We start from the raw sequence: 19,916 nt of genomic DNA, 5'->3' as shown, positions 1-19,916 counted from the left end.
CAGCATGACCGAACCCTCCGAAATGATTGCTTGGCTTGATCGCCGCATAGCCAGCGCCATGACATGGCTAGACAACTTCGGTCGAGGTTCCAAGCGTCCTCGTCCTGAAACTGAAATCTCCTCCAAGGAATATGACGTTCGAATGTTTGAGGAGATCAGGGATGCATATGTGAAGGCGCTCGATCGGAAAGGACAAGCGGCATGACCGTCGTCGCTTCGAAATATGCCCGCAAAGAGAACGACCTATACCAGACAGAGCCATGGGCAACTGAGGCGGCTCTTCGCCATTTCGATCTATCCGGCCTTCGTGGTTGGGAACCTGCCGCCGGCAATCATCTGGTAGCTGATGTTATTCGCGAACATGGCGCTGAAGTCTACACCTCCGATATCGTCACCTATGATCGCCGCCATGACTTGATCTGCGATTTTCTAAAGCCGCACGACAGCGTCGAGCAGTTCGATTTCATCTTCACCAATCCACCTTACGGCCCACAGAACCGCGATGCTGCGCGCTTCGCTCGCCTAGCGCTTCAGCGCTGCGATGGTTGGGTATTCATCCTCTGCACCATGAAGTTCGATTCCGGGAAAACCCGGACGGATCTGTTCCGCGATAACCCGCGCTTCCACGCGAAGATCGTTCTTATCGATCGTATCAGTTGGGAGATGAACGGGAAATCCGGAACAGAAGACCACGCTTGGTACATTTGGCAGCCGACCGATGCGGCGGATCTCGGTTCAGCCCCGGCGCGGATCTTCTGGGAAGGGCGCGGGGCATGACCTTCTCCAGCGCCTTCACCCTTTTCGGTCCCGACACCATCGCCATCAGCGAAGCTCTAAACATTCCAGAGCATGAAGCAGATCACCTCATCAATACAGAAATGAACCGCCTATACGCAGAGAAGGCTGAAGAAGCTCGAGCCTATCAGCGGGAATACAATCTCCGCACCAGAGCTAGGCTTCGCGAGATCCGCGCCGGGAGGCAAGCATGACAGACACAGCAATATCTTCCCAACAAGACGCCAAGCCGGCGGCAAAGATCACATCGTCAGAAGTCAAGGCAGCGATCGGCAAGCTTTTCGAAGCGCCGGCATATCAGACGTTCTTCGAGGTATCGAACGCGACTGGCTACGGCATCAAGAGCTATGCCGATGCAGTTGCCATGGGCGTCTGGCCTTCGACCGGCCATGAGATCATTGGCTTTGAGGTAAAGGTCAGTCGATCGGATTTTCTGAACGAAATGAAGAATCCTGAGAAGGCCATGCCGATCATGCAGTATTGCCATCGGTGGTCGCTCGTTTGTCCGGCCAACATGGTAAAACCAGATGAGGTCCCTGCCACATGGGGAATTTACTGGTTTAAGGATGGCGCCATCCGCAAGGCCCGTCAAGCGCCGTTGCTTGAAGCGAAGCCCCTGACTGCAAGTTTCGTCGCTGCTCTCGTCCGTCGCGCTGGTCAGATCGACAAAGCTGAGATTGCGAAAGCCGTTAACGAAGCGCGTACCCAATGGGAGCGCTATAGGACGCAGGACATCGAGGCAGAGGTCTCCCGCCGCTCTGGCAGCCGAGATGCTGCTGTGAAGCTCTTACACGCGATGGAAGCCGCTTACGGTCACAATCTCGATACCTGGGATATCGAGGCCCTTTGCAAGGCTGTGGCGATCACTGCCAAGCTCGGCCTTCACGAGAGCTGGTCAAGCCCAATTTCAATGTTGGCGATGATCGAGGATTCCGGCAACAGAATTCGGAAAGTGCTTTCAGAAGCTGGCGTCGATCTTCCGAAGAGGAAGAGCGCATGATGCGCTTCCATCTTCCATATCCGCCCAGCGTTTGGGATCTCTATACTGGCTGGGGCAAAACCCGCCATCGCTCGAAATCCTACGAGAAGTGGCTTAGCGATGCCGGCTGGTTTATCAAGCCGATCCCGTCAAAGCCGATTGACGTTCCGTTCTCGCTTTCGATAGCGCTGCGCCGGCAGAACATCCGCCAGGACATCGACAATCGCGCCAAGGCCTGCTTGGACGCTCTCCAGCATTACGGCGTCATTAAGAACGACAGCCTTTGTGAGCGCCTTTCCATGCAGTGGGCGCAAGACCTGCCTGCGGAATGCGTCATCATCGTTCAGGCGGCAGAAGAGGCGATGGCAGCATGAGCCGGTGGGTCCGCGTCCAAGCCTCAATATTTGATCACGAGCTATTTGCTGCTGAACCTTTCAGCGAGCGTGAGGCATGGATCTGGATCATTACAAAGGCGGCTTGGAAAGAGACGTCACACCGCGTCGGCGCGTCCGTCCACAAGGTTCCTGTAGGAAGTATGTTCGTCACGGTTCGTGAGATGCAGGCGGCTTGGAGATGGACATCCACCCGTCGTGTTGCGCAGTTCCTCCAACTTCTCACATCTCAGAACATGATTGAAACATGCTCTGAAACAGGAAAGACGCTTCTAACTATATGTAATTACGCAAAATTCCAGAATGTTGAAACGCGTTCTGAAACGCCAGATCATATAGAAACGAAACAAAAACGAAACACTAAAGACACCAATATACCAAGCACAGATATATCATCCTCACTTCGTTCGGATGCTGGCCCGGAGCCGGAAAAATCCGCTCCGGCCTCGCAAACGGCAGTCGAGCTTCCGGCGACGAAAGACGAAATTGTCGCCATTTCCGAAGCCGATGTTGCCGAATGGTCGGAAGCTTATCCCGGCGTAGACATTCTCCAGCAGCTCAGATCGATGCGGCAATGGCTCCTCGCCAATTCCCGGAACCGCAAGACATCCTCTGGCATGCGCCGCTTCGTCGTGTCCTGGCTGGCTAGGGAGCAGGATCGTGGCGGCAATCGTTCGATGCAACAGCAAGCGCCACCGCGCCAAACAGCCTTCCAAGAACGCCACAACGCAGCAATCGCAGCCTTTGACAGGAAACTAGGGAAACCCAGCGATGACGAATTTACCGGCAGTACTCTCGACCTTGGATCGACAGATTGGCGAGCTAACGGACAAACTCGCTCCGGTCACTGAAGACCATGTTTCGAAAGCTATTCGATCATTGCTGGCGGCAGGCCTTGCACTTCCTAGCGGAATGGATCCGGAAAAGGCCCCTGATGTCTACGGGTTCGCGCTTTCAGGCGTCTCTGTCTGCGGTGTCCAGAAGGCTACAGCCAAGATTATCCGCGGCGAATATGAGATCAATCGAGCGTTTGTTCCGACGCCGCCAGAATTCGCTGCTCTTGCTCGGAAAGAGTCTTTGGTGGTCCGCAGTGATCTGAACCGGCTCCAATTATCGAAGGAATCCTTGATCGACGCCAAACCGCGCGAAAAGACGGATGAACAGCAAATGGCGAAGATCCGCGAGTTGACGCGCCGGTTCAAGCAGCAGAATCCATCCGCAGAACGACGGTATCTAGCGCCTATATCGGAGCCAATGACGCCGGAACAAGAAGAATATTGGGCGAAGATCGCGTCGCTTCCTCCAGCAGGCCAATCTTCGAATTAATCACGCACAAGGAGTGTGAGATGAACATCCACGTTGAAATCAACCGCTATCGGTCAGAAGCAGAAATTCATCTGGAAGCGAAAGCTCGACGGAAACGGTTTGAGATAGCTGGACGCCGAGCGCTGGTGATGAAGGCTGCAGCTCTACCAGCACCGGTTACCGAGAAGCCGTTTATCGCTCAGAAAGCCCCGATGTGGGAACTGCGTCCCGTTGAATTCGACGCCCACGTCAGGGAATGGAACTGGAGAGCGGCTAACCCGGCTCACGCCTATCTCAAGGACCGGTGCATCGAAATCGGCATGGCGTATTCGAAGGTTGTCGGCGGTCGAGTATTACACGAAATCGTCGCGGTTCGCCATCAACTCATCTGGGAGATTTACGACAAATTTCCGCTCAGTCTTCCGCAGATCGGCCGCATGTTCGGCGGTCGCGACCATACATCAATTTTATATGCCGTCCGCAAGGTCGAGGCAAAAATGAAGATCGAGGAAGAGGCAGTTGTCAAGATGGTGGCGGAGGCGCTCCGATGAATCGGCCTTACCCGCTTAAAACCGAAGACGATGAGTTCTGGAAAGCTATCAGGCGTCTTCCGCAGCCGGTCACCTGCTTCTCCAACGGAGCTTGCTGCCCGTGGTGCGGTGGGCTGAACAAGACCGTCACGTTCGGAATGAACAACTGCGAAGAATGCGGGAAGGCCTACGCCTTCGGATACCCAGACTGGCACGAAGGAAAAGACCCGGTGAGCTGGGTACCGTTTCCGTTTGCCGAGTTTACGGCATGTGGCAGCCGTGCGGATCTTATCCCAGAGTTTCATCCGAATAAACGGCTGCAGGAAATCTATTTCCAAAAATCTGAAGAGAATCTCGGCACCTACGCCGATATGTCCAAAGCAAACTGACGATTCCGATAATCCCGAGCGGCGGCTCGTACACGAGGGCAATGAAATGGCATCAAAGGCGGCAAGGCTTAAAGCGAAACGCAGTATCCGCGCAACATCAAGGGCAGGGCGCCCGCCAAAAGAGAATGTCGATCGCTATCCGAGCGGCAAGATCAAGCCAAGCGAAACAGAACGTGAGGTGAAGAGCGTTGTCATCGAGGCGCGCCGCCGGCTGCTAGGAGCAAACATGAACGTCGAAAGCCCATATGCTGGATATACCCTCGGCCGGATATTCCTTGACGGCGCGATCAGGGAAGAGCATCGGCAAGCGGGCGATGAGTATGCCGAAAGCATGGCTCGTTATTATCGCCTCGTCGGCGTGCCGTTCCCGAGCGCCCGGGCACAATCGCTCTTCAGCATCGGGGGGCATGCCGGAGAAACCACTATCGAGTTTGCAGCTCGTGCCCGCGCCGCTTCGAACAAGATGATGGAGCTTGAGCGAATCTTGCTTTGCTGCGTCGATGGCCCCCAGGTGAAACAAACTGTCTTCAACGTCTGCATCATGGACTACGATCACCTTCGCGGCATGCCTAAACAACAAATGTTGTGGCTTCGCAGGGGATTAATCGCCCTTATGGAACATAAGGGATTGCGCGATTCCAGCAAATCAGTTACTACCGAAATTGCATGATGGGTAATGCCCATTGAACTTGGCCCGAAGTGTGAAAACGCGTCGGGCTATTTTGATTCGAGATTTCTACACGCGGGTGTAGAACTTCCCCTTAACCGGGGTGCCAATAAACCAAGGATAGACGGTGTCGCCGCGGCCCTTGGAGCTAATTCGCCGAAAGGCAACGAGATCGAGGTGCCTTAGTCCTTGCTGGACCGCGACAGGTTAAACGTCATGAGACGGCCTCAAAAAGTTCGAGAATGCGGGGCTAAGTGCACGCGGCAAAGCATCATCCTTAACGTGCAATTGGATGGTGGCCCGGACCTGTAATCTCTTCAGGCCATTCTCGATACCCATTCGGAAAAGGTGGCTTGATAGCAAGTAGCCGAACATTCGAAAGCTATAGCGGCCGCATCCGAGCCGTGAGGGCCTAGAATGGCCAATTGAGGGTTCCAGCCCCGTAGGCGAATATGCAGGACTACCGAGGAAGAATTCTCAGTGCGCACGGGTTTTCTTCCTCTCCGATACCCATTCCTCCCAAGAGGGACATGACGGCGGCGCAAGCCGGGGCAAGACATTCCGCCCGAGACAAAGGGAATGCGGTGCCGGAAATTCCAATCGCCGGATAAGCCTTAGACGAATCCCGTCATGAATTATACCGACCCCGGAGAAATCCGCATATCGCAGCCCGACCAGCAGTTATGCCGATCGGGCTTTTCATTTGGAGAGTGAGTTGAAGTTCAGGACTTTCGGTATCGCAGTCGCCGCCGCTCTCTCGCTCTTCGGTACAACGCATGCGGCCGATCCTGGGTTTGCATACGATAGATTTTCTTCAGTCGTCATCCACGGCTTCGATAGCGACGTGCAGATGGAAGTTTCGCTTGGCGTTTCAGACGGCGGCAAGGAAACAGCCCTTACCATCACGTCGAGGAGCAGGCCCGTTGCCACGATAGACATGGACGGCACTATTCACAGTGACGGCGCTGATCCTAAGCTTCTGATGAAGGCGATCTATATGCTTTCTCGGAATATTCAGGGGTTCGGGCCGATTGATCTAGATCAGCACCTTTCGCAGAAAATGCCCGATCTGGACGACCTGAGATGAATCACACAGTCATCATAGACGAATCCCACCGCCGTCTAGAGATCGAGAACGCCGTCAACCGCTGCCACAGGCGATGCAGGATCGTGAATGTGCGGCGGAAGGCAGCCGAGCCGTTCGGATGGCCGTCTCTGTTCAATCTGTGGCCTGCTGGTGAGAGAAAATGCAGTTGTGCGCCTGGTATAGCTTGTGGAAACGTCGCGTGCCCGTATGCGCTTATAGCTACTTGTTGAGAAAATCCATATCGCGAAATGCTCAGGGCCTACCGGCTGACAGGAATAATATTCCATGACCGAGCGTGAGAAGCAAACAGAACTCTCCAACCTCATAGCCGTTCTAAAGCAAGAGGGCATGCCATACCCGATGACATTCGGGATTGACGTCGGTCCTCAGCTTAACGCGGTCCTCGGCGATTGCCGGCGGCTCGTCACTGTGGCTAGAAAGTCTAACGGATAACCGATGCCAGTCCTGAAGAATGCTCGGCATGAGAAGTTTGCACAAGGTCTCGCTGGTGGCAAGACAGCAGATGAAGCATATGAGCTTGCGGGTTTCAAACCCAACCGAGGTAATGCTTCTCGACTGAAATCAAATGAAAACATTTTGAAGCGAATTGAAGAAATCAAAGCCGCCGTCACTGAAAGAGCCATCGAGAAGCTAGCCGTCACCAAAGAGCGCATTGTTGAAGAGCTTGCCAAGATCGGCTTTTCCAACATGCTCGACTATATGCGGGCCGGTCCTGACGGCGATCCTTATCTGGATTTCTCTGGTTTGACGCGCGACCAGGCTGCGGCTCTCTCGGAGGTTACGGTCGAAGATTTCAAGGACGGCCGCGGTGAAGATGCCCGCGATGTCCGCCGGGTGAAGTTCAAGCTGCACGACAAGAAGGGCGCATTGGTCGATTTGGCCAAGCTGCTCGGGTATGTCGTCGATAAGCATGAAGTGACCGGCAAAAACGGTGGCGCGGTCCAAATCAAACATTCCGGCGCATTGGCAGATATGACGGCTGAAGAGCGGGCTTTCTTGCGCCAGATGGTCGAACGAAGAGCCACCGGTAATAATTCAGACGACGAATGAGCACGCTCGAAGAGGCAATCCAATTCTCGCTCGCCAATCCTCATTGGGCGCTGGACGAACTGGACAAAGCCGACGCAGAAGAAAGCCTATTGGCCTTCACGCGCCGGCATTGGAGCGTTCTGGAACCCAATACGGAGTTCGTCGAGGGATGGGCTCTTGAAGCCGTCTGCGAACATCTCGAAGCGGTGACATACGGAGATATCAATCGTCTCCTTATAAATGTGCCCCCTGGCTTCATGAAGTCGCTGCTGACCAACGTATTTTGGCCGGCATGGGAATGGGGACCGAAACGCCGCGCTGGTTTGCGGTATGTGACGTTCTCGTACGCCGCGTCTCTGACGAACAGAGATAACCGCCGGTTCAGAGATCTTCTCATCAGCGCTGACTATCAGCGGCTTTGGGGTGATCGATACGGGCTGCGCAAGATCGGCGAAGAGCTTGTTACCAACGATAAGACCGGCTGGAAGCTTGCTTCATCGGTCGGAGGTGTTGGAACGGGCGAAAGAGGCGATCGGGTTATCCTCGACGATCCTCATAACGTCAAGGAATCGGAATCCGACAGGGTTCGTCAGGAAACAGTTCGGTGGTTCCGCGAAGGCATGTCGAACCGCCTGAACGACATGGAGAAGTCAGCCATCGTCGTCATCATGCAGCGCGTGCATGAAAGCGACGTATCTGGAACCATTATCGAAAGCTCGCAAGATTACGATCATTTGATGATCCCGATGGAATGGGATGGCCGGCGTTATTCAACATCGATCGGCTGGACTGATCCACGAGATGAATTCGGCGAGCTAGCTTGGGAAGAGCGGTTCTCGCCAAAGGTCACGGCAGCGCTCAAAGACTTGCTAGGCCCTTATGGCTATGCAGGACAGTATCAGCAAGCTCCTACACCTCGCGGCGGCGGTATCTTCCAACGGGAATGGTGGCAGTTGTGGGGAAACCCAGACGATCCGGATGATCCGCAGTTCAAGAAGTTCCCGGCTTGCGATTACATCGTCGCATCGCTCGACACAGCCTATACCGAAAAGACCGAAAACGATTATTCGGCACTGACGATCTGGGGCTGTTTCAACGACCGATATGGAATGCCGAAGGCAATCATGATGAATGCCTGGCGTGATCGCCTCGCTCTTCATCAGCTTGTCGAGCGCACATCACTAACCTGTAGGCGCTTCAAGGTCGATCGCATTCTGATCGAAAACAAGGCGAGCGGTCCTTCGGTAGCACAAGAACTGAATAGGCTGCACGCCGCAGAAGGTTATGGTGTCCAGTTGCTCAATCCGAAGGGCGGCGACAAGGTTGCCAGAGCCTACGGCATTCAGCATTTGTTCTCGGCTGAAATGATCTATGCGCCTGATCGTGATTGGGCCGACATGGTCATGACGGAAATGGCTTCATTTCCTCGCGCTCCTCACGATGACCTTTGCCTAGCTGGCAATACCCTTATTGACACGAAGCGCGGGCCAATTCCGATCAGATCTATCCACGTCGGCGATGAAGTTCTGACGCCAGATGGCTGGAGAAGCGTTCTTTGGTCGGGCCAAACTGGCGTATCAGCCACCGTCAATCGATTTGGGATCAACGGTACATCAAACCACCCTGTATTCACTACGGATCTCGGTTACCAGCCTCTCGCAGATGCTCGTTGCCAGAAACGTCTCGTAAGGAATGACCTTTGCGGTTTTCTGAAGATAGCGCTCCTGAAGTCATTGAATTCGATGGCATCTCATACCGAAGGATGGGCGGAAAGCGTAGATACTATCTATCTCAATCAACTACCAATGAAGGCCGTAAATCCCCTAAGGGATTGCATATCGCTATTTGGGAACATCATTCGGGACAGACAATTCCTGCGGGCTTTGAAGTTCATCATCGTGACGGTGACACATTTAACTTCGAGCGCGAAAATCTGGAGTGCTTACCGGCTGCGACGCATCGAAGCCTTCCTAAGAACATCGATAGGGAGAAGGTCCGCGCCAATCTCGCCAACATTCGGCCAAAGGCAAATGCATGGCATTCTTCAGCGGCTGGCCGTGAATGGCATCGCAGCCACGTTTATGAAAGCATCCACAAACCTGGCGCCTTGCCATATATCCGGAATGTCATCGGAAGCGGGAAATGCCGGTGGTGTGGGGATGAATTCCAGAAGAAGAGCAAAAGACGCGTTTTCTGCGGGCCTAAATGTCAAGTGCAGGAATCTGGTTTCCGCAGAGGGAAATACACGTTCGTCCACCCAAATTATGCCTGTGTTCAATCTTGAGGTTGAAGGCGCGCACTGCTTCTTTGCGAATGGAATTCTAGTCCATAATTGCGACAGCGTCACACAGGCTCTGAAGCATCTTCGTGACGCCGGCTTGCTCATCCACGGCTCGGAAATGGCTGCTGAGATGGAGAGCGATCTGATGGGGCCGGTGAACAGCAAACCGCTATACCCAGTTTAATGCTGTGGTATATTGCGGCTCATGGAATGCGGCGGGGAATTTGCCCCCGTGTACGGAGCAGCCCGGCAGTGTGTGCATGGTGACGGGACAGCCGAAAGGCCGATAGTAGCCATAGAGGGGGTAGCGACCCTCCATTCCAAATCAACAAGCCAGTGAAATCCCGACACGGCGGGTAATCCGTGGTTATGGGGGCTTCTCTCAATTTGGTGGGAGGTTGAAGTGTAGCGGCCGATAATCCGCAGGCAGGTCCCAGCCCTTTCCGATACGGCGATTCCGCCGCCACCGATGCCTCCTCAGTTTGTTTTCCCGTTCAGTTCAGCCAAGGAATCTCCGATGACCATCTCCGAAAGCATCATCAAGGCAGCTCACGAGGGCATCGAAGCTCAGCCGTCTGTCTCAGATATCGAGAAGGCTGCTCGGGCTATCGCTGATCGGCTTGGGTTTAATCCTGACGTAATGGTGTGCGCTCGAGAGCCACAGCGCGTCAATCACTTGCTCTGGGTCGCTCCGAAGGCCGAGCATACTTTCCCGCTCTGGACCTATTTCACCCGCGAAGCCGAAGCGGCTTTGAGTGCAGTCACGAAATAATGCTCGTCCCTTTCGTCCGCCGCTTCACCTACCGCGAGATAGAACCTGGCAAGTGGGGCGCATTCGTCGGCTTCCAGCTCGTTGCTACAGCCGGCACGGAAGACGCCGTTCGCGCGCTCGTTTCAGAGAGACATCGATAATCCATGGCAACACGAAAGAAAGGGCGTTCTCCTTCACTTGAGGAGATGCCGGCTACTTCTATGCCCATGGGTTTGCTGGCACCGTCCGCCATGCGTGCGCCCGAGCCGGAAGTTCCGTCTCTGCTTGGTGACATTGATGTCGATTTATCGACTGACGGTCCTGTCGATGGCGTCACGATCGATCCCGCGACCGGTGCCGCTATCATCGAAATGGATGATGGCGGCGTTACGATCGATTTCTCTCCTGAAACTCCGGGAAGAGATAAGTCGGGCGCAAAGAAGCATGACGCCAATCTCGCGGATTATATCGATAGCAGCGAGCTAAACCATATCGCCGAGGATTTGCTGCTCGGCATTCAGCAGGACGATCAGTCGCGCACGGATTGGCTAGAGACAAGAGCGCAGGGTATCCGACTGCTCGGCCTCAAGATGGAAAATCCGAAGAGCGGCGTTGATGCATCCGTTGCCCTCGAAGGCATGTCCACGGTTCGCCATCCACTGTTGCTCGAGGCGGTTCTTCGCTTCCAAGCCAATGCCCGCGGTGAACTGCTTCCGTCTTCCGGCCCGATCAAGGTTGCCGACAAGATCAAGGCGAACGGCATCAATGATGATCTTGCTGAAGCGCTTGAAGGCGATCTCAATTATTATCTGACCACGACGGCCACGGAATATTACCCAGACACGGACAGGCTGCTGTTCTATGTAGGCTTCGGTGGCTGCGGCTTTAAGAAGGTTTACAACTGCCCGATCCGCAGGCGTCCGGTTTCTGAATCGGTCGATGCCAAGGATCTGATTGTTTCCGATGCTTCGACGGATCTGCGCAATTCGCGCCGTGTAACGCACCAGATCACGATGAAGCCGTCTACATTGAAGCGCATGCAGTTGGCCGGCGCCTATCGGGATATCTCGCTCGGGTTTGCCAATCCGTCGCTGCCCAATGCGGTTGATCAGGAGATTGCCAACACACAAGGCATTGATCCGCAGATCGCCATGCAAGAAGTGGATCGGGATCATACCATCTACGAATGCTATTGCGAGCTCGACATCAAAGGCTTTGAGGACAAGGACGGCAAAGGCCCGACAGGTCTTGCTCTTCCATATCGCGTCGTCATCGATCGCGACAGCCGGCAGGTTCTTGAAGTCCGCCGCAACTGGCGCGAGGACGACGAGACCAAGCTCGCCAAGATTATCTTCGTCAAATATTCCTTCGTGCCCGGGCTCGGCTTCTATGACATCGGCCTCGTGCATATCCTAGGGAATACGACGAATGCATTGACGGCAGCTTGGCGTGAAATGCTTGATGCCGGCATGTTTGCCAACTTCCCAGGCTTTATCTATGCGAAGCTGGCTGGACGGCAGAATACCAACGAGTTTCGTATTCCACCTGGCGGCGGCGTTGGGCTTGATACAAATGGAATGGCTATAAAAGATGCCATCATGCCGCTGCCTTACAAGGATATCAGCACGGCTTTCGCGCAGTTCACGCAGAATATCGCGGAAACCGGTCAGCGCGTCGGCGGCACCGCAGAACTGAGCATAGGCGAGGGCAAGCAGGACGCTCCGGTCGGCACGACGCTTGCTCTGCTGGAACAGGCCACCAAGATCGAAAGTGCTGTTCACAAGCGCCTTCATGCAGCCCAAGCCGAAGAGTTTCAACTCCTCAAGGAATGCTTCCGCGAGAACCCGGAATCCTTCGTGCGCTCTGTTAAGGGAACGCTGGACTGGAACGCGGACAAATTCATTGCCGCGCTTGAAGACGCATCGATCGTCCCGATGGCCGACCCTAATACGCCGTCTCACATGCACCGGCTCATGAAAGCACAAGCCCTCGTCCAGATCGACAAGGCTTATGAGGGCATGCTCAATAGCAAGGAAGTCGTGAACCGCGTCATTACAATGCTTGGCTATGACGACGCCGATGCATTGTTTGCCGCTCCACAGGCGCAGCCACCAAATCCGCTGGCATTGGCGAAGATGGCCGAACTTAAGCTGAAGCAGGGCGATCAGCAGATCAAGGCCGCCGGCCAGCAACAGGAATTGGCGCTCAAGGCCAAGATCGCAGATCAGGACGCCGCCAAGGACCAAGCGGAAATTCAGTCCAAGCAGGAATTGGTGCAGCAGCAATCAGCAGCAAGCGCCCAAGAGCTACAGGCCAAACAGCGCATTGCTGGTCTGAACTTCCTCGGCGATCTCGCCAAGCATGAGAGTGCCTTGAACGAAGTGAAGGACGCATCGAAATCCATGGGCGTTCTCGGCCCGCAATAATCAGGAGAATATCTATGGCCCATCAGATGCGAGGCGAGGCAGACAAGAGCCGCGCCGACAAGATGCGCAGCATGAAAATTACGACGGCAGACCTCGGCACGGATGAAGGCGTTGGTCACGTCCTTCCCGGTCCTGACGGTACGCAGGGTGAAGCATCCGGCGAATATGCCAAGGGCTACAAGCGCGGCGGTCGTGTCGATGGTTCGAAGGTCGACGGCAAGAGCGCCAAGGCGCGCATGGATCGGCCTGGTAAGTTCGCCAACGGCGGGAATGTCGGCAAAGCCAAGAAGGGCAGCGCGACGACGGTCAACGTCATCGTCGCCTCTCCCAAGCCTCAGGGGGGGCCAATGATGCCTCCGATGGGTGGTGGCGCACCAGTCCCGCCACCGATGCCTGCACAAGCCTCTCCTGGCGCTCCTATGCCTCCTTCGCCCGGCATGCCGATGCGCAAAGATGGTGGCCGAGTTCCGAAGATGACGGCCGGCGCCGGCAGTGGCGAAGGCCGGCTGGAGAAGATCAAGGAATACGGCAAGAACGCCAAAGCGAAATAATCCGCATATACGATGAGGGTTTTTCCAACTGGCCCAACTCGCGACTGGAACAAGCGCTTGCTCGTCCGTGAAGAACGGCGCCGTCCCATCGTGTGGCATTCTGCGGCGTAAGCAGCGAAGCGAGAATTCATGAGCGCGAGTGTTGCAGATATCCGCTTGCTCAATAAGGCTCGGGAAGAACTGTCCGAGATCATCGAATCCAAGATCGAAGCGATTGCAGGCAATATCGCAGCGGATTTTCCTGATTACAAATATCGGTGCGGAGAAGTGGCGGGGATCAGAACCGCCCTCGATGTGCTGTCCGAAATAGTTCGGAAGATGGGCGATCAACGCCTTTAACCAGAGGAAAACATGGCAGCCAACAAACCGCAAAGCACGAAAGAAGAAATCCTATCATCCATCGGTGACATCGATGGGCTGGAGATCATGCACAATCAGATCCTCGTCGGCATTTACATGCGCGGTGCGAAGATCGGCAACATCTTCATTCCGGAAAAGACCCAGGATGAGGACAAATGGCAGGGTAAGGTGGGACTGGTTCTGAAAAAGGGACCCCTTGCTTTCCGGAACGACAACTCGAACGATTTCGGGGGCCAAAGCGTCGAGGTCGGCGATTGGGTCATGTACCGCGTCTCGGATGGTTATTCCATCGATATCAGCGAGACCCACTGCCGGTTGCTCGAAGACGTTCACATCAAGGGTCGGATCTCCGATCCCTCCATGATCTACTGAGGAAAACCGTGATGGTTATTGATGAAGGCACAAAGCCGGATGACGATCTGGAAATCGTCGTTGAGAATGACCCGCTGGAAATTACCGATATCGAAGTCGATGCCGGGAAAAATGCTGAAGGCGTCGAGGACTGGAAAGTCCAGTTGGCGGCCGCTCAGAAGGAAGCCACCGATGCCAAGGCTAAAGCGGTCGAGGCAGAACGCCTAGCGCAGGAACGCGGCAGCGAGATCGAACGCTTCCAGCGCGAGAATGCCCAGGCTCGCAATACCGCAGTCAGCGCCGAAATGATGGCGCTCGACAACGCGATTGCCAATGTCGAGCACGAGCGCAGCGATGCCAAGCAGAAATATCGCATTGCGATGGAGCAGGGTGATTTCGAAGCCGCTGCCGAAGCGCAATCGGCTATGTCCGAGGTCGCCGTCAAAGCGCAGCGGATGAAGGAAGGCAAGGCAGCCCTTGAGCGCCGTGCCGAGGATGTCAAGCACGCCGTCGACCCGGTCGAACAGTTCGCCGCTTCGCTCTCCCCACAGTCTGGAAACTGGGTTCGCAGCCATCCGGATGCCATCCAAAACCGCTCTAAGCTGGAGAAGGCTCATTACGGCGCGCTCTTCCACGATATCAAGGTGGATAGTCCGGAGTATTTCAAGTTCCTCGATCAGGAGCTTGGATACACACAGCGACCCGCTGAGACTGTTGACACCGGCGTTGAGATCAGACGCGTCGCAGCAGCACCGGCCGCTCCGGTGAGCCGAGGCGGAGCCGCTGACGCTCCTCAGGCGCGCGGAACCAATACCGTTCGTCTGACAGCTGCCCAGCGTGAGATTGCCGCTCTGTCCGGTCTCACCGACGCCGAATATGCCAAGCAACTCCTCGCCATCCAGCGCGAGAATGGGACGACTCACTAAGGATCACTGACATGGAAGCCGATATTGAGAAGCGTGGCCCTGGTCGGCCGCGCAAGGAAGACGAAGTGCGCTCTGCGATCAGAACCGCTCCCATTCGGGAACGCAAGCGCAAAGGCGGCCAGATCGCCGACAAATATTATATCGACCCTAGGGCAATTCCCGAAGGCACGAGCTACGAATGGAAACGTCACACTGTTTATGGTGCGTCGGATCCTTCCTATGAAATCTTCATGCGCGAACAGGGTTGGGAGCCGGTCAGTTCCGAACGCCATCCCGATCTCGTCGCAGAGGGCCACAAGGGTCCGATCATCCGTGACGGTCTCATGCTGATGGAACGGCCGATCGAACTCACCCGCGAAGCACAGGCTGAAGATCGTGCTTCGGCTGAAGAAGTCGTTCGTGTCAAGAAGCAACAGCTTGGTGAAGCACCCGCCGGCACGCTGCCGCGCGAAGCTCCCAACCTGCAGAATTACAATCGCACCTCTTACGAAGCCATGGATATCGATCCGTAAGGCTTCCGTACCTCTATTGCCGCGGCGGGCCGCTTCGGCATCATCCGAGACATAACTACCGGGCCGGTGGGAATGCTCTTCCTTCCTGAATGGAGATCGCAATGGCTAACACCTTTGCTCCTTTCGGGTTCGCTCAGTCTAGCGGCCTTGGTTCTGCGCCAACCTACGAGATGAAAACTCGTCTGATCGCGCTCACCGCTTCCGCTATTTATCTGAACGATCCCGTCACCAGTCAGTCGGACGGCACTATCGCTCAGTCCGCTCCTGGCACGACACAGATCGCCGGCATCTTTGCAGGCTGCAGCTATATTTCGGCTGCCACCGGTCAGAGAACCTGGGCTAAAAACTGGCCTGGTTCTGGCTCTGCACTGGCAAACACCACCGTCAGTGGTCTGATCATCGATGATCCGAATGCACAGTTCATCGTTCAATCCGGTAATGCCGGTACGGCGGTCACTGAGGCCGATGTCGGTGCGAATATCAATTTCGCGATCGGCACTGGCAACACGCTGACTGGTCTTTCCGGTGCCTACGCGAACCAAGCAACAATTGCGGTCACTGCAACGTTGCCGTTCCGCATTAGAGGCCTTGTCACCAATCCCCCCGGCGCCAATGGCACCGATTCCGCTTCGAACGGCAACTGGATCGTCGTTGGCTTCAACAACGTCGACACCAAGTCGCTCACCGGCATCGTCTAAGAGGAGATTAGGATATGGCTATCAATCTCGCACAAATCCGCGATCTCCTCCTTCCCGGTCTCCGTGGCGTTACCGGCAAGTACGATCAGATCCCCGCCCGTTGGCCGAACGTGTTCACCAAGGGCAATTCCAAGATGGCGCTGGAACGCACTGCGTCCATGCGTTACCTCGGTCTCGCAAAGCTCAAGACCGAAGGCGGCCAGACTGCCTTCGACAACCAGGCCGGCGAACGCTATATCTACAATCAGGAGCACAACGAAATCGCTCTCGGTTACGCGATCACGCGTAAGGCCATCGACGACAACCTCTACAAGGCACAATTCCAGCCTTCCAACCTCGGCCTGATGCAGTCCTTTGCCCAGACCAAGGAAATCTACGGCTGGAACGTCTTCAACACGGCGAACGTCTACAATCCGGCAATCGGCGGTGACGGTGTTTCCCTCATCGCAAGCAACCATCCGATCGATGGCGGCACGATCGCCAACACGCCGGCTGTTCAGGTGGATTTGAACGAATCCGCTCTTCTGAACGCGATGACGACGATCCCGGTCACCTTCCTTGACAATGCCGGCCTCAAGACATTCTCACGCGCCCGCAAGCTCGTGGTTCCGAATGCTCTCGAGCCTGTCGCAATCCGCCTCACCAAGACGGAACTGCGCCCGGGCACCGCCGACAACGATGTCAACGCCATCCTGTCCACCTCTGGTGGTCTGCCGGACGGCTATACGGTATCGGAGTTCCTGACCAGCAACTTCGCATGGTTCCTCCTCACCAATATCGAAGGGCTTCTCTATCTCGATCGTATCTCGTTCGAGACGGATATGCAGGTCGATTTCACGACAGACAACCTTCTGGTGAAGGGCTACGCTCGTTACTCGTTTGGGTATTATGACTGGCGTGCAATTTGGGGTTCTTTGCCGACCGCTTAACCGCGGCCGGTCGAGAACTTTCCTCAAGGAAAGGATATCCCAATGACCACCACAGCCTTTACCGGCCCTCTCTCGACGTTCACGCAGAAGCTTGACGGCACTAGCTCTGGTTATTCCGACCAGGGCTATGCCCTCATGTCTCAGCGCGTTTCGTTGACGCAGAACAGCACGACCGCAGTGACCGGCCGTGTCGATCTCCCGCAGGGCAGTCAGATCACCGGTTTCAATATCGATGTGACGACTGCCTATGATTCTGCGACCTCGGCCACTCTCACGATCGGTACCGCTGCCGCTGGTACTCAATATGTCGGCGCAGTCGATGCCAAGACGGCAGGCCGCGCCGCTCCAACCCTTTCTGCAGCCCAGTTGACTGCGATGCAGAATATCACGACCAACCACGGCGTCTTCGTCACGGTAACGCCCGTTGGAGCAACGACAGCAGGCGCGGTCACAGTGACCGTGTTCTATGTTCAACAGCCCCAGGCAGGAGACACGCCATGAAGGGTAAGATGAAAAGTTGCCGGAAGGACGGCGGTGTCGTTCCGAAGGATGATTCTCCGAAGGATGTCTATGCCGGCGCTGAATCGAACGTCCGCAAGGAAGCCGACGAACGCAAGGACGGCGGCCGTGTGAAGAAGAAGGCAAAGGAAATGGGCGCTGTCGACGGCAAGAAGTCGAAGATGCGCCTTGATCGTCCGGGCCGCAAGGCCGGTGGCCGCGTAGGTGCCGATTCCAGCCCGCTTTCTTCGGCCGCCAAGACGACTGGTGCCTCCGACAAGGAGGGTGACTGATTACGCCTCGGGCGGATCGGTCAAGGAAAAGTGGATTGCCGGGGCGGTGAAACATCCCGGCGCTCTTCACAAAGAACTCGGCGTGAAACAGGACGAGAAAATCCCCGAAAAGAAGCTTGAGAAAGCTGCTCGTTCGGACAACCCCAAACTCGCCAAGCGAGCGCGTCTCGCCGAGACACTGAAATCCTTCCATCACTGATGGCAGGGGCTCCGGCCTCTGCCTTTTCCTTTTTTGTTGAGGATAGGCTAATGCCATCTCCGCTTTCCAGATTCGTTAGCATATCCGCTACAGGCACGTCTGTTGCCTTCAATCTCGATCCGTCGATTGCCCCGTTCAATGTCGCCATTCAGGTTTATGTCGCCGGTGGTGTCACCACGACATACAGTGTGGAATACACGCTCGACGAGCTGATGCTGCAGGACAACACGGCCAACCCGAATGTTCGCTGGACGACTGATCCGCAGTTCCCTGTCGGGTCGAGCGCGACCATCACGGGGAATTACCTGTTCCCGATCTCCGCTGTTCGCCTGAATGTCGCAACGCTGTCTGGCGGCAGCCTTGAGCTGAAGACACGTCAATCCTTCTCGATCAACTGAGGTCCACCCCATGACCGGCGTTATCTCAGCAAACGGTCTTTCCGGACCGGGTGGTATTTCTTTTGTGCCCGGTGCGACAATCCCCGCAAATGGTGCGGTGGTGACCGATGGCCAGTCTAAGGCGCTGACAGGACCAGATGGCACCGTCCAATTCGGGACGGTCACCTTGGGCGTGAGTGGCGGCAGTTTGCAATCAGCGAAGCTCCCGACAGGCAGCACCGTCATCACCAACCAGGCTGGCGCCGTTTCCGTTCAGGACGCTGACGGAACATCCGTTAGCTGCACGGCCACGATCGTTGGTGCAACAGGGCAACTTTCCTACGTAGGAGTGCCAGGAACAGCGGCGCTCGTCACCAATGGCATGTCGGTCAAAGTGGCCAATAACGGCGGCGGCGGTGCTCTCAATGGCAATGCTGCGATCGCAGGCGGCTTTATCAACTGGATCGCTCTTGCGGCCCAGACCGACACTCTGATTTCCAATGGCTTCACGACAAGTCTCGGTACTGTTTCAGTCAGTGCGTCTACCGACTTCGCGACGGTCAATGTCTCGTCCGGTGGCCTTCAAAGCGTAGGGGTGTCTTTGGCACCGACGAAAGCAGTCGTCACCAACAGCCAACAGCTTACCGTTCCCGTCACAGGCACCTACACGTCAAAGGCCACGCTCACGGTCTCCGGCGGCGCAGTTACAGCCATAGTTTTGAGCTGAACAGATGACCAGCAGCGGTTCTTCCTCCTTCAACCCTGCGATAGGAGAGTTTGTTCTCTATTGCTACGGATTGTGTGGCATTCGTCGCGCTGCGATCGCGCAAGAGCATTTGGTCGATGCCCGCATGGCGATGAACCTCATGCTTGCCGAGTGGAACAACGATACTCCAAATTTGTGGAAAGTCGATCTGGTCGAGGTACCGCTTGTCCAAGGACAGGCAGTCTATCCCGTCGATCCTTCCACGATCATGGTTCTCGATATCTATTGGCGTGTGAATGACGGCAATGGCAATCCAATCGATACGATCATCTGGCCATTGTCCCGCACCGAATACGCCTCAATGCCGAATAAGGACATGCAGGGACGCGTTACCAGTTTCTGGTTCGATAGGTTGCTCTCGCCGTCGATCACGCTCTGGCAAGTCCCTGACGGCAATGGGCCCTATCTGCTGCGCTACTATCGAGTGACGCAGATCTTCGACGCCAATCTACAGGGCGGCGAAACGCTTGACCTTCCGAACAGATGGTTCGGAGCCTTTGCATGGGGCCTCGCATCCCGTCTCGCCCACAGCTACGCACCAGAGCAAGTCATGCGGCTCGAAGCCAAGGCACAGCAGGCGCTTCAGAACGCCCAGGAAGAGGACACGGAGGATGTACCTCTTTTTCTGTCGCCCTCAATTAATTCCTATTATTCGAGGTAATATCCAGTGGCGTGGAGATTCCATAGTAGAGCGCGAGTTAGCTCGCGAAACCCTCAGGCATTTGCCGTCTGTGACGATTGCGGCCGCTGGTACAACCACGTCGATCTGCGCTGGCAGATGCAATGGAGTGGCAACCGACTTCA

The 19,916-nt window shown here is 55.6% G+C and carries 29 protein-coding genes and 1 pseudogene; all 30 read left to right on the top strand.

What is annotated here, in order from left to right; genetic code table 11:
- The first annotated feature begins 4 nt into the window (after positions 1–4).
- The 30 genes and pseudogenes from GA0061101_RS15500 to GA0061101_RS15365 all read left to right on the top strand — a co-directional run bounded on the left by GA0061101_RS15500 (position 5) and on the right by GA0061101_RS15365 (position 19,773).
- Positions 5–205: a hypothetical protein gene (locus GA0061101_RS15500; protein ID WP_092574018.1), complete on the top strand. Its 201-nt coding sequence runs from the start codon at positions 5–7 to the stop codon at positions 203–205.
- Entirely contained in the window at positions 202–777 is a 576-nt protein-coding gene (locus GA0061101_RS15495) for a hypothetical protein (protein ID WP_092574017.1), read from the top strand. Before GA0061101_RS15500 ends, GA0061101_RS15495 begins: the two co-directional genes overlap by 4 nt.
- Positions 774–989, top strand: a complete 216-nt coding sequence (locus GA0061101_RS15490; protein ID WP_092574015.1) for a hypothetical protein — start codon at positions 774–776, stop codon at positions 987–989. Before GA0061101_RS15495 ends, GA0061101_RS15490 begins: the two co-directional genes overlap by 4 nt.
- Complete coding sequence (locus GA0061101_RS15485) at positions 986–1,795, top strand: hypothetical protein (protein WP_092574013.1); 810 nt, start codon at positions 986–988, stop codon at positions 1,793–1,795. The genes GA0061101_RS15490 and GA0061101_RS15485 overlap by 4 nt, the downstream gene beginning before the upstream one ends.
- Positions 1,792–2,148, top strand: coding sequence for a RusA family crossover junction endodeoxyribonuclease (locus tag GA0061101_RS15480; RefSeq protein WP_092574011.1), 357 nt, complete (start codon positions 1,792–1,794; stop codon positions 2,146–2,148). The genes GA0061101_RS15485 and GA0061101_RS15480 overlap by 4 nt, the downstream gene beginning before the upstream one ends.
- On the top strand, positions 2,145–3,017 hold the full coding sequence (locus GA0061101_RS15475; protein WP_092574009.1) for a hypothetical protein: 873 nt from the start codon (positions 2,145–2,147) through the stop codon (positions 3,015–3,017). The genes GA0061101_RS15480 and GA0061101_RS15475 overlap by 4 nt, the downstream gene beginning before the upstream one ends.
- A complete protein-coding gene (locus GA0061101_RS15470) occupies positions 2,938–3,492 on the top strand; it encodes a hypothetical protein (RefSeq protein WP_141694075.1) in 555 nt (184 codons plus the stop codon). The genes GA0061101_RS15475 and GA0061101_RS15470 overlap by 80 nt, the downstream gene beginning before the upstream one ends.
- A 20-nt stretch (positions 3,493–3,512) precedes the next feature.
- Complete coding sequence (locus GA0061101_RS40890) at positions 3,513–4,022, top strand: helix-turn-helix domain-containing protein (protein ID WP_092574005.1); 510 nt, start codon at positions 3,513–3,515, stop codon at positions 4,020–4,022.
- On the top strand, positions 4,019–4,390 hold the full coding sequence (locus tag GA0061101_RS40080) for a hypothetical protein (RefSeq protein ID WP_245297484.1): 372 nt from the start codon (positions 4,019–4,021) through the stop codon (positions 4,388–4,390). Before GA0061101_RS40890 ends, GA0061101_RS40080 begins: the two co-directional genes overlap by 4 nt.
- Positions 4,391–4,436: 46 nt before the next feature.
- Positions 4,437–5,060, top strand: coding sequence for a hypothetical protein (locus GA0061101_RS15455; RefSeq protein ID WP_092574004.1), 624 nt, complete (start codon positions 4,437–4,439; stop codon positions 5,058–5,060).
- 712 nt (positions 5,061–5,772) lie between these two features.
- On the top strand, positions 5,773–6,144 hold the full coding sequence (locus GA0061101_RS15450; protein WP_092574003.1) for a hypothetical protein: 372 nt from the start codon (positions 5,773–5,775) through the stop codon (positions 6,142–6,144).
- A 456-nt stretch (positions 6,145–6,600) separates the two neighbouring features.
- Positions 6,601–7,215, top strand: a complete 615-nt coding sequence (locus GA0061101_RS15445; RefSeq protein ID WP_167669556.1) for a terminase small subunit — start codon at positions 6,601–6,603, stop codon at positions 7,213–7,215.
- Positions 7,212–8,765 (top strand): annotated as a pseudogene (locus GA0061101_RS41060) (phage terminase large subunit family protein); the annotation flags it as partial. The gene GA0061101_RS15445 and the pseudogene GA0061101_RS41060, both read left to right, overlap by 4 nt.
- 191 nt (positions 8,766–8,956) lie before the next feature.
- Positions 8,957–9,478, top strand: a complete 522-nt coding sequence (locus GA0061101_RS41055; RefSeq protein ID WP_425349999.1) for an HNH endonuclease signature motif containing protein — start codon at positions 8,957–8,959, stop codon at positions 9,476–9,478.
- The gene (locus GA0061101_RS41050) at positions 9,459–9,659 is read left to right on the top strand and encodes a hypothetical protein (RefSeq protein ID WP_425349998.1); all 201 of its coding nucleotides are present in this window, start codon (positions 9,459–9,461) and stop codon (positions 9,657–9,659) included. The genes GA0061101_RS41055 and GA0061101_RS41050 overlap by 20 nt, the downstream gene beginning before the upstream one ends.
- 333 nt (positions 9,660–9,992) lie before the next feature.
- On the top strand, positions 9,993–10,247 hold the full coding sequence (locus tag GA0061101_RS15435; RefSeq protein WP_092574000.1) for a hypothetical protein: 255 nt from the start codon (positions 9,993–9,995) through the stop codon (positions 10,245–10,247).
- A gap of 200 nt (positions 10,248–10,447) precedes the next feature.
- Complete coding sequence (locus GA0061101_RS15430; protein ID WP_141694074.1) at positions 10,448–12,652, top strand: portal protein; 2,205 nt, start codon at positions 10,448–10,450, stop codon at positions 12,650–12,652.
- A 14-nt stretch (positions 12,653–12,666) separates the two neighbouring features.
- A complete protein-coding gene (locus tag GA0061101_RS15425) occupies positions 12,667–13,203 on the top strand; it encodes a hypothetical protein (RefSeq protein ID WP_092573996.1) in 537 nt (178 codons plus the stop codon).
- 129 nt (positions 13,204–13,332) lie between these two features.
- Positions 13,333–13,542, top strand: coding sequence for a hypothetical protein (locus tag GA0061101_RS15420; protein WP_092573994.1), 210 nt, complete (start codon positions 13,333–13,335; stop codon positions 13,540–13,542).
- Positions 13,543–13,554: 12 nt separating this feature from the next.
- Positions 13,555–13,935: a hypothetical protein gene (locus tag GA0061101_RS15415; RefSeq protein WP_092573992.1), complete on the top strand. Its 381-nt coding sequence runs from the start codon at positions 13,555–13,557 to the stop codon at positions 13,933–13,935.
- An 11-nt stretch (positions 13,936–13,946) separates the two neighbouring features.
- A complete protein-coding gene (locus GA0061101_RS15410) occupies positions 13,947–14,840 on the top strand; it encodes a hypothetical protein (RefSeq protein WP_092573990.1) in 894 nt (297 codons plus the stop codon).
- A gap of 11 nt (positions 14,841–14,851) precedes the next feature.
- Positions 14,852–15,352 (top strand): hypothetical protein, encoded by a 501-nt coding sequence (locus tag GA0061101_RS15405; protein ID WP_092573988.1) that lies wholly within the window; start codon positions 14,852–14,854, stop codon positions 15,350–15,352.
- Between the two features lie 89 nt (positions 15,353–15,441).
- A complete protein-coding gene (locus tag GA0061101_RS15400) occupies positions 15,442–16,050 on the top strand; it encodes a hypothetical protein (protein WP_167669555.1) in 609 nt (202 codons plus the stop codon).
- A 14-nt stretch (positions 16,051–16,064) separates the two neighbouring features.
- Positions 16,065–16,979 carry a hypothetical protein gene (locus tag GA0061101_RS15395; RefSeq protein ID WP_092573985.1) on the top strand — a complete coding sequence of 305 codons (915 nt, stop codon included), beginning with the start codon at positions 16,065–16,067 and terminating at the stop codon, positions 16,977–16,979.
- A gap of 42 nt (positions 16,980–17,021) precedes the next feature.
- Complete coding sequence (locus tag GA0061101_RS15390; RefSeq protein WP_092573983.1) at positions 17,022–17,480, top strand: hypothetical protein; 459 nt, start codon at positions 17,022–17,024, stop codon at positions 17,478–17,480.
- Entirely contained in the window at positions 17,477–17,770 is a 294-nt protein-coding gene (locus tag GA0061101_RS15385; protein WP_092573981.1) for a hypothetical protein, read from the top strand. Before GA0061101_RS15390 ends, GA0061101_RS15385 begins: the two co-directional genes overlap by 4 nt.
- Positions 17,763–17,969: a hypothetical protein gene (locus GA0061101_RS15380; RefSeq protein ID WP_092573979.1), complete on the top strand. Its 207-nt coding sequence runs from the start codon at positions 17,763–17,765 to the stop codon at positions 17,967–17,969. Before GA0061101_RS15385 ends, GA0061101_RS15380 begins: the two co-directional genes overlap by 8 nt.
- A gap of 50 nt (positions 17,970–18,019) precedes the next feature.
- Positions 18,020–18,367 carry a hypothetical protein gene (locus GA0061101_RS15375; RefSeq protein WP_092573966.1) on the top strand — a complete coding sequence of 116 codons (348 nt, stop codon included), beginning with the start codon at positions 18,020–18,022 and terminating at the stop codon, positions 18,365–18,367.
- A 10-nt stretch (positions 18,368–18,377) separates the two neighbouring features.
- Positions 18,378–19,073, top strand: coding sequence for a hypothetical protein (locus tag GA0061101_RS15370; protein ID WP_092573965.1), 696 nt, complete (start codon positions 18,378–18,380; stop codon positions 19,071–19,073).
- Between the two features lie 4 nt (positions 19,074–19,077).
- Positions 19,078–19,773, top strand: coding sequence for a phage adaptor protein (locus GA0061101_RS15365; RefSeq protein ID WP_141694073.1), 696 nt, complete (start codon positions 19,078–19,080; stop codon positions 19,771–19,773).
- Positions 19,774–19,916 lie beyond the last annotated feature (143 nt).

This window comes from Martinezella lusitana (assembly GCF_900094565.1).
GTDB lineage: Bacteria > Pseudomonadota > Alphaproteobacteria > Rhizobiales > Rhizobiaceae > Rhizobium > Rhizobium lusitanum.
This window is presented reverse-complemented; position numbering and strand designations above follow the sequence as displayed.

Coding starts and splice junctions, on each gene's coding strand:
- GA0061101_RS41055 (WP_425349999.1), top strand. CDS start 8,957: ATGGGCGGAAAGCGTAGATACTATCTATCTCAATCAACTACCAATGAA.
- GA0061101_RS15445 (WP_167669556.1), top strand. CDS start 6,601: ATGCCAGTCCTGAAGAATGCTCGGCATGAGAAGTTTGCACAAGGTCTC.
- GA0061101_RS15395 (WP_092573985.1), top strand. CDS start 16,065: ATGGCTATCAATCTCGCACAAATCCGCGATCTCCTCCTTCCCGGTCTC.
- GA0061101_RS15480 (WP_092574011.1), top strand. CDS start 1,792: ATGATGCGCTTCCATCTTCCATATCCGCCCAGCGTTTGGGATCTCTAT.
- GA0061101_RS15455 (WP_092574004.1), top strand. CDS start 4,437: ATGGCATCAAAGGCGGCAAGGCTTAAAGCGAAACGCAGTATCCGCGCA.
- GA0061101_RS15425 (WP_092573996.1), top strand. CDS start 12,667: ATGGCCCATCAGATGCGAGGCGAGGCAGACAAGAGCCGCGCCGACAAG.
- GA0061101_RS15365 (WP_141694073.1), top strand. CDS start 19,078: ATGACCAGCAGCGGTTCTTCCTCCTTCAACCCTGCGATAGGAGAGTTT.
- GA0061101_RS15435 (WP_092574000.1), top strand. CDS start 9,993: ATGACCATCTCCGAAAGCATCATCAAGGCAGCTCACGAGGGCATCGAA.
- GA0061101_RS15495 (WP_092574017.1), top strand. CDS start 202: ATGACCGTCGTCGCTTCGAAATATGCCCGCAAAGAGAACGACCTATAC.
- GA0061101_RS15375 (WP_092573966.1), top strand. CDS start 18,020: ATGCCATCTCCGCTTTCCAGATTCGTTAGCATATCCGCTACAGGCACG.
- GA0061101_RS40080 (WP_245297484.1), top strand. CDS start 4,019: ATGAATCGGCCTTACCCGCTTAAAACCGAAGACGATGAGTTCTGGAAA.
- GA0061101_RS40890 (WP_092574005.1), top strand. CDS start 3,513: ATGAACATCCACGTTGAAATCAACCGCTATCGGTCAGAAGCAGAAATT.
- GA0061101_RS15410 (WP_092573990.1), top strand. CDS start 13,947: ATGGTTATTGATGAAGGCACAAAGCCGGATGACGATCTGGAAATCGTC.
- GA0061101_RS15400 (WP_167669555.1), top strand. CDS start 15,442: ATGGAGATCGCAATGGCTAACACCTTTGCTCCTTTCGGGTTCGCTCAG.
- GA0061101_RS15490 (WP_092574015.1), top strand. CDS start 774: ATGACCTTCTCCAGCGCCTTCACCCTTTTCGGTCCCGACACCATCGCC.
- GA0061101_RS15390 (WP_092573983.1), top strand. CDS start 17,022: ATGACCACCACAGCCTTTACCGGCCCTCTCTCGACGTTCACGCAGAAG.
- GA0061101_RS15415 (WP_092573992.1), top strand. CDS start 13,555: ATGGCAGCCAACAAACCGCAAAGCACGAAAGAAGAAATCCTATCATCC.
- GA0061101_RS15370 (WP_092573965.1), top strand. CDS start 18,378: ATGACCGGCGTTATCTCAGCAAACGGTCTTTCCGGACCGGGTGGTATT.
- GA0061101_RS15485 (WP_092574013.1), top strand. CDS start 986: ATGACAGACACAGCAATATCTTCCCAACAAGACGCCAAGCCGGCGGCA.
- GA0061101_RS41050 (WP_425349998.1), top strand. CDS start 9,459: ATGCCTGTGTTCAATCTTGAGGTTGAAGGCGCGCACTGCTTCTTTGCG.
- GA0061101_RS15420 (WP_092573994.1), top strand. CDS start 13,333: ATGAGCGCGAGTGTTGCAGATATCCGCTTGCTCAATAAGGCTCGGGAA.
- GA0061101_RS15470 (WP_141694075.1), top strand. CDS start 2,938: ATGACGAATTTACCGGCAGTACTCTCGACCTTGGATCGACAGATTGGC.
- GA0061101_RS15475 (WP_092574009.1), top strand. CDS start 2,145: ATGAGCCGGTGGGTCCGCGTCCAAGCCTCAATATTTGATCACGAGCTA.
- GA0061101_RS15500 (WP_092574018.1), top strand. CDS start 5: ATGACCGAACCCTCCGAAATGATTGCTTGGCTTGATCGCCGCATAGCC.
- GA0061101_RS15430 (WP_141694074.1), top strand. CDS start 10,448: ATGCCCATGGGTTTGCTGGCACCGTCCGCCATGCGTGCGCCCGAGCCG.
- GA0061101_RS15405 (WP_092573988.1), top strand. CDS start 14,852: ATGGAAGCCGATATTGAGAAGCGTGGCCCTGGTCGGCCGCGCAAGGAA.
- GA0061101_RS15385 (WP_092573981.1), top strand. CDS start 17,477: ATGAAGGGTAAGATGAAAAGTTGCCGGAAGGACGGCGGTGTCGTTCCG.